Raw genomic sequence first — 10,980 nt, forward strand, 5'->3', positions numbered from 1 at the left:
GCGAAGGAACCCGAGCCTGCGAGGGCCGAACGTAGGAGCAAGCCTTTTGGGTTACCTTTTTGCTGGGCCGGCACTCCGGCGTTTGAAAAAGGTGATTCGCCGTAAGGGCGAAACCGTAATCAGCAACACCCGCAGCAACGGATATGTACCCAAAAAACCAGGAGGCAGGCCCCGCCAAAATAGCGGGAGCCAGCCTGCTCGCAAAGAGGCCCCAAGCCTCACGACATCACTTGGCCTCGGACTTGAGCTTCAGATACGTCTGATGCATGTCACTCGCCCAACCATCGATCACCGCTTTGACGTCAGTGGCCTTCATCACCTGCGAGGAATTTTCCAGCGGCTGACCGGTACCCTTGCGCACCACTTGAGCCACCACCTTGTTACTGCTGCCATCAAGGAAAACCGCCTCGGTGGCCAACGTGGTTTCCTGATCGCGAATACCAGTGGCCGTACTCACCGCAGCAGCCACCAAGGCAATTGGAATCACCTCATACACATGCAGGCCCTCGGTCTTGCTGCTCACCGCAGTGATCGCCGGCCGGATCACGATGACGCCAGGCCCCGGGCCGGTGGCCAGCGGCAGCGACTTGCTCAGCTCACGCTTGAGCGCCTGATCGTAATAACTGGTGATGCCATTGAGGGTCTGCTGGGGGATTTTTTCCGTCGCTTGCGGCTTCGGATACAACTGGCTCGGTTCGACATAGACGCTGCTGAATTTGTTGATATCGAGTTTCGGGTCCATCCAGCGCATCACCTCGGCACCCGACGGTGATTTGGTCTCCTTCAGTTGACTGTAATCCTTGAGAAAACCGGAGTACTGGTCTGGCTCGACGGTTTTGCTGGAACAACCCACCACACCCAGGGTGGCGATGCACAGCGTGCCCATCATTGCGGCTAGCTTCATGCTGTAACTCCTGTCAGAAGGCCAAATCGTTTGCATAGGGGGAGTTACAGGTATAGCTAAAACCGCAGCAATTGCGATTGCAAATTACAAAATTCACACGGCGCTGCGCAGCAAGTCACAGCGCTTATTTGACAGACGCGCTGCATGCGGCAAAGCTGCATCCAGATGTATGCACGCCAGAAGGCCAACGCACCGGACTACGGAAGTCGCAATGCCCAAGCACAAAAACAAAGCGGTGCAACCTGAACCTGACGCATCACCCTCCTCTTTTTCACGTTACCTGTTTCCAATCACCATCGGTGTGCTGCTGGCGGCCGTGGCGGGCATTGGCTGGTTCCTGTTCAGCCCGGCGCCCGCCCCCGTCAAACCCGCAGCGATCAGCACGCCTGTAGCACCGCCAGCCAAGCCGCAACCGACTGTGGCAAGCAAACCGGCCAGCATGGTCGATGAGCAGCAATGCCAGGGCTGTCACAGCGAACAGGTCAAGGACTGGCAAGGCTCGCATCACCAATTGGCCATGCAGCCAGCGACCGCCGAAACCACCCTCGGCGACTTCAACAACGTGACCTTCAAGGCCGAAAACGAGACCACAAAGTTCACCCGCAAGGGCGATGAATTCTGGGTCAATGCGCCCGGCGTCGACGGCAAGAATGCCGACTTCAAAGTGGCGTACACCTTCGGCATCGCGCCGCTACAGCAATATCTGATCGAGGTGGGTCAGGGGCGTCTGCAAGCCCTCGGCGTGGCGTGGGATACCGAGAAAAATCGCTGGTTTCATCTGTACGCCGGCCAGGGCGTGAACTTCAAGAATCCGCTGCACTGGAGCAAACCGAGCCAGAACGCCAATTTCATGTGCGTCGAATGCCACACCACCGGTTTCAAGCGCAATTTCGATGCGCAGAGCAACCGCTTCAACAGTCAGTGGAACAGCCTCGGAGTCGGCTGTCAGGCCTGTCATGGCCCGGCGTCGAATCACCTGGAGTGGGCGCAGAAAAAAGACGATTTGATCCATAAGGGCTTCGACGTCGATCTCAAGGACAGGAACGCCACGGTAGAAATCGAAACCTGCGCGCGCTGCCATTCTCGCCGCGCGCCGCTGGGCGATGGCTTTACCGTCGGCAAGCGGCTGATGGACGATTACCTGCCCAGCGCCCTGACCCGCGAACTCTATGCGCTGGACGGCAAAATCAAGGACGAAGTGTTCGAACATGGCTCGTTCCTCCAAAGCAAGATGTTCGACAAGGGCGTGCGTTGCAGCAATTGCCATAACCCGCACAGCAACGAACTGAAGGCACCGGGCAACGCCGTGTGTCTGCAATGCCACAACACGGCGGGCAAGACCTCGGTCGCCGGCGTCGACGGTACGGGTCTGCAAGCGAAGAATTACGAATCCATCGAACACACCCGCCACGCCATGGGCCAGCCCGGCTCGCAGTGCGTCGATTGCCACATGCCTGGCAAGTTCTACATGGGCAACGACTTTCGGCACGACCACAGTTTCAGCATTCCCAACCCGGAGCGTGCGCAAAAACTCGGCACCCCAGACGCCTGCCTGACCTGTCACCAGGGCAAGGCCGGCGACAAGGTCACTGCGCAGTTCAAATTGTGGAACGCCACCGCCTCCCCGGCTCAGCAGGCGCCACGTTATGACGAGAGCCTGTGGCTGATCCGCAATGGCCAGCCCGGAGCCGCCGACGCGCTGTACCAACAATTGCAGCGCAGCAACCTGCCGGCGATCCAGCGCGCAACGTTGCTGGCGGAATTGCCGCTGTACCCGAGCGAACAGGCGCTGAAACTGGCCACTCAGGATCTCAAACATCCAGAGCCACAGGTGCGTGACAGCGCGGTGCGGGCAATCAGCGCATTCCTGCCACCGCCGGAGCGTGCGCCGTTATTGGCGCCGTTGCTCAATGATCCAGTGAAAGCCGTGCGCATCGTCGCCGCGCGGGATCTGCTCGGTGCCTCGCGCAACAATGGTCTGGGGGCGGTGCAAGCCAGCTGGAACGCGGCGATCGCCGAATATGAAGCCGTGCAGAAAAGCTTGCTCGAACGTGCAGAAGCCAATCTCAATCTGGCGATGCTGTACCAGGCCAGCGGGCGCAGTGCCGAGGTCGAACCGTTGCTGCGCAGCGCCCTGCAACGTGACTCGGACTTCTACCCGGCGCTGGTCACGCTGGCACAGTGGCTGGAAGCGAATGGTCGCGCCACCGAAGCGCAGAAGCTGTTGGATGACAGCCTCAAGCAGCATCCGGATGCGGCGCTGTTGCAGCACACGCGCGGGTTGTCGCTGATCCGTGCCGGCCAGTCCGCCGACGCCATGTCCTACCTGCGCAAAGCCGCGCAACTGGAACCGGAGAATGCGCAATACGGCTATGTACTGGCGGTGGCGCTGCATGAGAGCGGCAAGGTTGATGAGGCGTGCGCGATTCTGGAAAGTTTGCTCAAGGTACAACCGGCCAACCGCAATGCGCGGCTGTCGCTGATTCAGTACTACCTCGATAGCGGCCAGGAACCGAAGGCGCAAGTGCTGTTGCAGGGCTGGAAGAAAATGAATATGGGGGATCCGGCGCTCAAGTGATCGATGGGATGCCCCCCCGATCACCTGTGGGAGCGAGCCTGCTCGCGAATGCAATCTGTCAGTTACATCGCAGTCGGCTGACGTAGCGTTTTCGCGAGCAGGCTCGCTCCCACAGGGCTACCACCGCGCTTGCTTCACCAGGACGATGTTTCGCCACTGCGCAAAGCCATTTCCCGCCGGCTATTGGCGCGCATCGCCTTGATCAGCGACACCGTACCCACCAGCAGAATCGCCGCACCAAACAAAAAGTCGATGTTGTATAGCTGGAAATCTTCCACCGGCCCGATCAGCAATGTGCGCACCACCGCAATCCCCACCAGCGTCGCGAGAAAGTCGATCCCCGGTTCATCGCGGTAGAACACCAGCATCAGCGGCAGGCACAGCACCAGCAGAAGCAACAGCACCACCACCTTGAACGAGCCTTTGCGCTCGACGCTGAACGCGCACTCATGCGCGCCGTAAGGCTTGTAGTCCTCATCGCGGATCATCGAGTTTTTCTCGTTGATGTAGTCGGCGCGGTTGTACTTCTGGATTGGCGTGAAGGTGTTGGACATCTCCATCAGCGTGGTGATGTTCTTGAAGCGCAAGTCGATGCGCTCGCTGCCCTTGAGGTAATACAGCACCGGTTTGTAGCCGTAGCGATAAGTGTCGAACGGGAACGCCGCGGTCCGAGCGTGCACACCGATTGCGCGAGGCTCAAGTTCGGCGAAGGCGCTTTTATTGGTCGACGAGAGGTTGCGGCTCAGCGGCTGCACCTTGACCTGCTCGAGGAAGATCGGCGTCACGCCGAAAGACCACTGCAACGGTTCCAGACGCAGGCGCAGTTCGTTGCGGCCCACGTCGTAGCGGTTGAAGGTACGTTCGGAAACCACCAGCGAACCGCCGACCATGAACTCGCCGCGCAGGTTGTTGGTGACGCGCAAGGTCAGTTGATCCTTGCCCAGCAACGCCGCTTCCGTGGTCGGTGGCGTGCCGCACCACGCGGTGCTTTCGCCAACGCCGCCGAGCTGGCCGTCGCGGTTTTCCTTGAATACGTAAAAGTAACTGGCCCACAGCGTCAGCAGCAAAAGCGACGCCGTGAGACCGAGGATTTTTTTGCCCGGACTCACTGATCAGACTCCCTTCTTCGGTTCCATCGTCCAGCCGAAAACCCGCTGGCGACGGCGACTCTACCAAAAGGCCATCAGTGACCCAAGGGAAAATGCCGGATTGGCACCGGACCTAAGGGTTTCCCCGGTACTCGCCTCACCCCCCCAAGGAGCGAGCCTGCTCGCGATAGCGGTGTTTGATCGTTCCCACGCTCTGCGTGGGAATGCAGCCCGGGACGCTCTGCGTCCCAATCTAGGTGCGATCGCGAGGAATCAGGCTTTGCAGTTGCTGCGCCAGAAAATTCGCATCAAACGCAAACGTATCCGGATCCTTCAAGCCATTGGTCTTGCGCCACTGCCACGCACCATCCGCCAGGCCAACCAGGGAAATACTCCCGTACCGCGCCGCCGTCAGCCCCATCACTGCCAGGGAAATCTGCCCGCCGCTGCCCATCACATCCGGCACAAACTCCACCGGTTTGCCGGCAATCACAATGCTCAACTTCTCAGTCTTGAACGTCGAGGTCTCCACCGGCACGCTCGGCCCGGACGCGACATACGCCTCGCGACTCACCTCCAGCAGATTCGGCGCCTTGACCGGTTCAAGCCATTGCTCGATCTGGTCGAACAGCGCGCCAATCCGAGCCGCCCAAGCGGCCGATTGGGTGGTGAACAGTTGCTTCTTGTGCGCTTCGCTTTCGGCATAGTGGCGAAGCATCTCGCCCAGTTGCTGTACGTCGTTCATTGCGGTGTTCCTCGGAAAGGACCTGCGAAGGGTGATAGTGGCAGATCCCCGGCGCGGCGTACGTTTAGTTCTTGCAGATGCACAGTTGCGCGAAAGATCGGCGGTACAGTCAGTCGGTACTGGCGTCGAGTCTCGAACAGAAGGTAACTTCGGGCAGACCTGAATGCTCGACACTGACATTTGCTTGAGGAAATCCAATGCGCACCATCGGCCTTATCGGCGGCATGAGCTGGGAGTCCAGCGCCGAATACTATCGCCTGATCAACCAACAGGTCCGCGAGCGCCTCGGCCCTTTGCGTTCGGCGCAGTTGCTGATGTTCAGCGTCGACTTCGGCCCGGTCGAACAGGCCCAGCACGCCGGGCGCTGGGACGATGCAGCGGCGATTCTGGTGGATGCCGCACGCAGGCTTGAAGCTGGCGGCGCCGATTGCGTGGTGCTGTGTACCAACACCATGCACAAGGTCGCCGAGCAGATTCAGGCCGCGATCAGCATTCCGTTCCTGCACATCGCCGAACCCGCCGCCCAAGCTGCATTGGAAATCGACGCGCGCACGGTCGGGTTGCTCGGCACCGCGTTCACCATGGAGCAGGACTTCCTCAAGCAGCGTCTGATCGCCCAAGGCCTGACCGTACTGGTGCCGGATGATGCCGAACGCAAACAGGTGCACCGGATCATCTACGACGAACTCTGCGTGGGTGTGATCAGTGAACAATCGCGAGAAATCTATCAAAGCGTTATCGAATCCCTGACCGCCCGTGGCGCCCAGGCGATCATCCTCGGCTGCACCGAAATCGGTCTGCTGATCAAACCCGAACACAGCGCCCTGCCCCTGCTTGACACCACCGAGCTGCATGCGCAGTCGGCGGTGGCGTTTGCACTGGGCGAATGACTCAAGGTTTCGACGAACCGCGCAGACGGGCCATGCTCAACGTATCGACCCACTGCCCGTCGCGCATTGAAGCGTCGACTGGCAGATTGCATTCGCGAGCAGGCTCGCTCCCACATTTTAATCCGGCCCTGGCACAACCCCTGTGAGCACTGAAGATTCCTGTGGGAGCGAGCCTGCTCGCGAAAGCGACCTCACAGCCAACACCTGCTTCCCGACGCTACCGTGCTGTTGCCAATTTTTGCCTTTTAAACGCCGCTGTTTAAAAGACACCTCCAGACACGCCTTCCAGGCTACAAATTCTTGCGCCATTGCCTACAGCTACGCCAGAATCCGCCGGCTTGTGCGCCTAGGGGGCGGATTCTATTGTGGTGCGGTCGCTGACGAATCAGCGATCGGGTCTCGCAGCCCGTCGATCTCTGGACGCACAACACCCGCTGTTTTTATGGCGGCTGTACGTGGGAGACCTTAGGGTCTGCCGGTTCTAGAGTCCCGGTCTGCGACCCGCGTACAGCTGCCACCAACCATTTCGTATCGCAGCGAAAGTTGGCAGCTCCGTCGACTCTAGGAGCTTCACCATGATCAAACCAACACCCAACCCACCCGAATCCGACCCTATCTCACCTTACGAATCCCTCGACTCAAAAAAACTTCACCAAGCCGCCGACCGCGCCCTCGACCACTACCTCTGCCCACCCGGCTCGACCCCACCGCCGTTCAGCCCCCGCGCCATGTACGCGGTCACTGCCGACACCAAAAACGAAGACCTGCTGGCCAACGCCTGCGAAACCCTCGCCTCAGCGAAAACCATCGCCCAGGAATTCGCCGGGCTGGTAAAGCCATCGCAGCGGCGGACGCTGATGGGGATTGCGCAGTTGATCATGCTCGGCGAACTGGCGGTAAATCGGGTGCTGGATAATCTGGAGTTACCGCAGTAGCGGGTCTCGCGGCGGGCTCTGAATAAGGCGCCGGCAGTGCTGACGCCTTCGCGGGCAAGCCCGCTCCCACAGGGGATTTGTGTAGCTCACGCGGCTGCGGTTACAGCGCTGAATTTGTGGGAGCGAGCCTGCTCGCGAAAGCGTCGGAGCAGTCAGCATTGCAACCGAACATTACGACAAATTCGCAAGCAGGCTCGCTTCCGCAACTGCCGCGCGGACAAGATCCGGCAAGACCGTTCGTCTGAATACCGTCTGCACCTGTCAGATCTGACAGGTGTGCTTTTTTTCAAACTGGAGTGAGATGGATCCCATTCAATGCACGGCACGGCACGGCAAAATTCTCAGGGAGCGCTTCCATGGATATCCAGTCTTCGATTTTCAACGAGCTGTTTGTTTTGTATCCAGTCATCATCCAAGGCTGGGTCACACCGGTTAAGCCGGAAGGCATTGCCCAGGGCGGGATACCCAAGGCGCTTTATGATGGCCAGACGCAAGGCCTGGAATGTCTGATAGATCCGTGGACGGAAATGCAGCTCGCTTCCTGGACCATGGCCGCTGATGACCGCGTCGACCTGTACGTCAACGACAACCCTACTCCCGTAACGGGCAAGACCGTTGCCCCGGGCGAAGAACAACAGCGGGTGCGCTTGTACTTGCCCCACGGCTGGCTCAACCAGGGCGTCAACCGCTTGTATTACAAGGTCACGCGCGTAGGAGGTAACGATGAATCGTCTCGGGACATGCTAGCCCTCTACCATTTGCGTCTGCCGGAAGCTCTGGATCTGATCATTCCGCTGGATGTAGTACGTGAAGGCGTGGGGCCGGAGCTAGCCGCACGAGGTGTGACATTTGCGTTTACTTACACCAACCGACGCCGCTTCGACACCATAGCGTTTGCGCTCGGCGATACCACCGTGCGATTCGATGTGCCCGAAGCGCCGGCCCCGATCAACCTGACGCTGTTCACCGATACCTTCCAGCGCGCCGGTGACAACCCGAATGCGGTGGCAGAATTCAAAGTATTTGACCAATTGGGCAATGCCGTCATGTCAGGTGAAAAGCGCGTGGACATTCACCTCGGTCGCCTTTCTCTGCTGGCACCCACCATTCAAGGCATGAACGGCAATCAGTTCAGTCCGACCACCCCGGAAATCAGAGTCCTCGTACCGCAGGGTTCGTTACTGCCCACCGACACGTTGTGGGTGAACTGGCAAGGCGCGACGGCTGTCCCTGAAGGCTCCTACTCAAGCTCGCCTCGGCTGGTCAGTGCCGGCCTGGAGATTGCGGTACCGCGTTCGGTGCTCGCCTACAGCCTGAGCCAAAGGGTTTCAGTCAGTTATTTTATCGAGCGCGACGGCAAAACCGTGGAGTCGGCTGTGTTGCTGCTGGACATTCTGCCGCTGCCGGCGACCGCTTTGAACGCCCCGAAAATTGTCGAGGCCGATGCCAATAATTTTCTCGATGTCACGGCGCTTGACACCAAAAACGCAACTATTCATGCGCTGCTGCATACCTTGATTGAAGCCGAACAGCCCTGCTGGCTGCGGCTGGAGGGCAAGAAGGCTGACGGCACTGCACATGACTTGACTCTCTGGGCTGGGTTGCCAGCTAGAGTCAACAGCACTTGGATCAACCAGGGATTCTGGCCACAGGCGCTGGCGAACAGTTATCTCGTTCAATTGGGGCATGGCACGACGCTGACGCTTAAATACCTGGTGGCGCTGGACAAGAGCAATATCGAAACGAACGCAGTGAAATTTCCGGATCGGGTTTACACGATCAAGGCCGCGCCGGAATTGGTCATTGATGATTCGCCGATGCACTTGCATGCGGAGAAGCTACTTCAAAATTATGGCTGGGGTAGCAGGGAAGTCCCTGGCAATGTTCAGACTCGACAGCCCACCGGAGGTACCCACCTTACACTTTCCAGTCGGATGATCTAGCAGTGGCTTCAGTTAATTCGGTCGGAAAAGTAACCGGGTTGAAAAACGGACAAACAACAGTCCGTGTCTGCGATCAGTCTGGATCGACAGTGTCGTTTGTGGTGGATGTAAGAAATGTTTTTCGAGTGATCAGAGGTACTGCAACTTATCCTGGCAACGTGCAAGGGGATAAAGATGCACAACTATGGGTGCGCAGCCAACGCGGTGTTCGCTTGCCTAGTAATTCGTATCAGCAAACACTATCGGCCAATTTCACCAATGTATATCAAGACTTTTTTGAGGGAATCTCCGTCTTTCTTCCAAGAGGACAATGCTGCGTTGTGGCTCAAGATCCCCCTACGCCGTATCTCGGAACTTGGATAGGGATTCGTTCCGACGGTACATTTTCTTATTCGAACGGATCACCGTCAGTGTCGACACGAGCAATCGCGTTTGTACCCACTTGAACTTTACAAAGAGTAAAACACAAGCTGGATTTCCCACAAATTGACTGGCAGGGCAAAGTTTCTAGCGAGCCCACCGCATTAGTCGCCCGAGTGGGTATCAAGGCTGAAGACTCGCTCCCACTATCGATACGGTTTGTTCAGTTACGAGTGTGGTGTCTGGGCTGGCGAGAGTACAAAGGCGACGATTTATTTGACGAGCGGTTTAAACAGCAGGGCGTGATCGAGGCTTTTCTTCTGATCGCGAAAGGCCCACCACGTTTGGCGCAATGCTTTGATTTAAACGATGGCGTTTAAAAGAAACTCACTGACACGCCTTCCAGGCTACAAATTCTTGCGCCATTGCCTACAGCTACGCCAGAATCCGCCGGCTTGTGCGCCTAGGGGATGGGTTCTATTGTGGTCCGGTCGCTGAATGTTCAGTGATCGGGTTTAGCAGCCCGGGTTATCTCTAGACGCACAAGGCCTTGCCGTTATGGCGGCTTTGCGTGGGGCACTTCGGTGCGCCGGGTTCTAGAGTCCTGGTCTGCTAACCCGCGTACAGCCGCCACCTCCTTCGTTAGCAGCGAACGGTGGCAGCTTCACCACTCTAGAGGCTTCACCCATGATCAAACCAACACCCAACCCACCCGAATCCGACCCCACCTCCCCCTACGAATCCCTCGACTCAAAAAAACTTCACCAAGCCGCCGACCGCGCCCTCGACCACTACCTCTGCCCACCCGGCTCGACCCCACCGCCGTTCAGCCCCCGCGCCATGTACGCGGTCACTGCCGACACCAAAAACGAAGACCTGCTGGCCAACGCCTGCGAAACCCTCGCCTCAGCGAAAACCATCGCCCAGGAATTCGCCGGGCTGGTAAAGCCATCGCAGCGGCGGACGCTGATGGGGATTGCGCAGTTGATCATGCTCGGCGAACTGGCGGTGAATCGGGTGCTGGATAATCTGGAGTTGCCGCAGTAGCGGGCCTTTGATGATCGTTCCCACGCTCTGCGTGGGAATGCCTCAAGGGACGCTCCGCGTTCCAGCTCTGGGGGGACGCAGAGCGTCCCGGGCTGCAACCCCACGCGGAGCGTGGGAACGATCAACGCGTAAGCAGTGAAGATTCTTGTGGGAGCGAGCCTGCTCGCGAATGCGGTTTGTCAGTCACTGTGGCTTCGACTGGCGGATTGCTTTCGCGAGCAGGCTCACTCTTACATGGGGATCGCGTCAAGGCTGGAACCATTCGTGGCGTTCGTTGAAGGTTTTGATGATCGTTCCCACGCTCTGCGTGGTAATGCCTCAAGGGACGTTCCGCGTTCCAGCTCTGGGGGGACGCAGAGCGTCCCGGGCTGCATTCCCACGCGGAGCGTGGGAACGATCAACGGCGTAAGCAATGAAGATTCTTGTGGGAGCGAGCCTGCTCGCGAATGCGGTTTGTCAGTCACTGTGGCTTCGACTGGCGGATTGCTTT

General features: G+C 58.6%; 9 protein-coding genes. 6 read left to right on the plus strand and 3 right to left on the minus strand.

Annotation, left to right across the window (positions count from 1 at the left end; translation table 11 throughout):
- Window positions 1-226 precede the first annotated feature (226 nt).
- Window positions 227-904 carry a DUF3313 domain-containing protein gene (locus AAEZ10_RS15300; RefSeq protein ID WP_024012860.1) on the minus strand — a complete coding sequence of 226 codons (678 nt, stop codon included), beginning with the start codon at window positions 902-904 and terminating at the stop codon, window positions 227-229.
- Window positions 905-1,115: 211 nt separating this feature from the next.
- On the opposite strand from AAEZ10_RS15300, the gene AAEZ10_RS15305 reads away from it, so the two are divergent.
- Window positions 1,116-3,482, plus strand: a complete 2,367-nt coding sequence (locus tag AAEZ10_RS15305) for a tetratricopeptide repeat protein (protein ID WP_350569887.1) — start codon at window positions 1,116-1,118, stop codon at window positions 3,480-3,482.
- A gap of 134 nt (window positions 3,483-3,616) precedes the next feature.
- On the opposite strand, the gene AAEZ10_RS15310 is transcribed toward AAEZ10_RS15305, so the two are convergent.
- Window positions 3,617-4,591 (minus strand): hypothetical protein, encoded by a 975-nt coding sequence (locus AAEZ10_RS15310; RefSeq protein ID WP_350569889.1) that lies wholly within the window; start codon window positions 4,589-4,591, stop codon window positions 3,617-3,619.
- Window positions 4,592-4,823: 232 nt separating this feature from the next.
- A complete protein-coding gene (locus AAEZ10_RS15315) occupies window positions 4,824-5,315 on the minus strand; it encodes a hypothetical protein (RefSeq protein WP_281119602.1) in 492 nt (163 codons plus the stop codon).
- A 197-nt stretch (window positions 5,316-5,512) separates the two neighbouring features.
- Here AAEZ10_RS15315 and AAEZ10_RS15320 point away from each other — a divergent pair, with 197 nt between their 5' ends.
- The 5 genes from AAEZ10_RS15320 to AAEZ10_RS15340 all read left to right on the plus strand — a co-directional run bounded on the left by AAEZ10_RS15320 (window position 5,513) and on the right by AAEZ10_RS15340 (window position 10,490).
- Window positions 5,513-6,205 carry an aspartate/glutamate racemase family protein gene (locus tag AAEZ10_RS15320; RefSeq protein ID WP_350569891.1) on the plus strand — a complete coding sequence of 231 codons (693 nt, stop codon included), beginning with the start codon at window positions 5,513-5,515 and terminating at the stop codon, window positions 6,203-6,205.
- Between the two features lie 575 nt (window positions 6,206-6,780).
- A complete protein-coding gene (locus AAEZ10_RS15325; RefSeq protein WP_282387619.1) occupies window positions 6,781-7,140 on the plus strand; it encodes a DUF6124 family protein in 360 nt (119 codons plus the stop codon).
- Between the two features lie 356 nt (window positions 7,141-7,496).
- On the plus strand, window positions 7,497-9,083 hold the full coding sequence (locus AAEZ10_RS15330) for a hypothetical protein (RefSeq protein ID WP_350569893.1): 1,587 nt from the start codon (window positions 7,497-7,499) through the stop codon (window positions 9,081-9,083).
- 2 nt (window positions 9,084-9,085) lie between these two features.
- Window positions 9,086-9,529, plus strand: a complete 444-nt coding sequence (locus tag AAEZ10_RS15335; RefSeq protein WP_350569895.1) for a hypothetical protein — start codon at window positions 9,086-9,088, stop codon at window positions 9,527-9,529.
- A 601-nt stretch (window positions 9,530-10,130) separates the two neighbouring features.
- On the plus strand, window positions 10,131-10,490 hold the full coding sequence (locus AAEZ10_RS15340) for a DUF6124 family protein (protein WP_024012116.1): 360 nt from the start codon (window positions 10,131-10,133) through the stop codon (window positions 10,488-10,490).
- Window positions 10,491-10,980 lie beyond the last annotated feature (490 nt).

This window comes from Pseudomonas sp. H26/SER47-MNA-CIBAN-0231 (assembly GCF_040310465.1).
In the GTDB taxonomy this organism is placed as follows: Bacteria; Pseudomonadota; Gammaproteobacteria; order Pseudomonadales; family Pseudomonadaceae; genus Aquipseudomonas; species Aquipseudomonas atacamensis.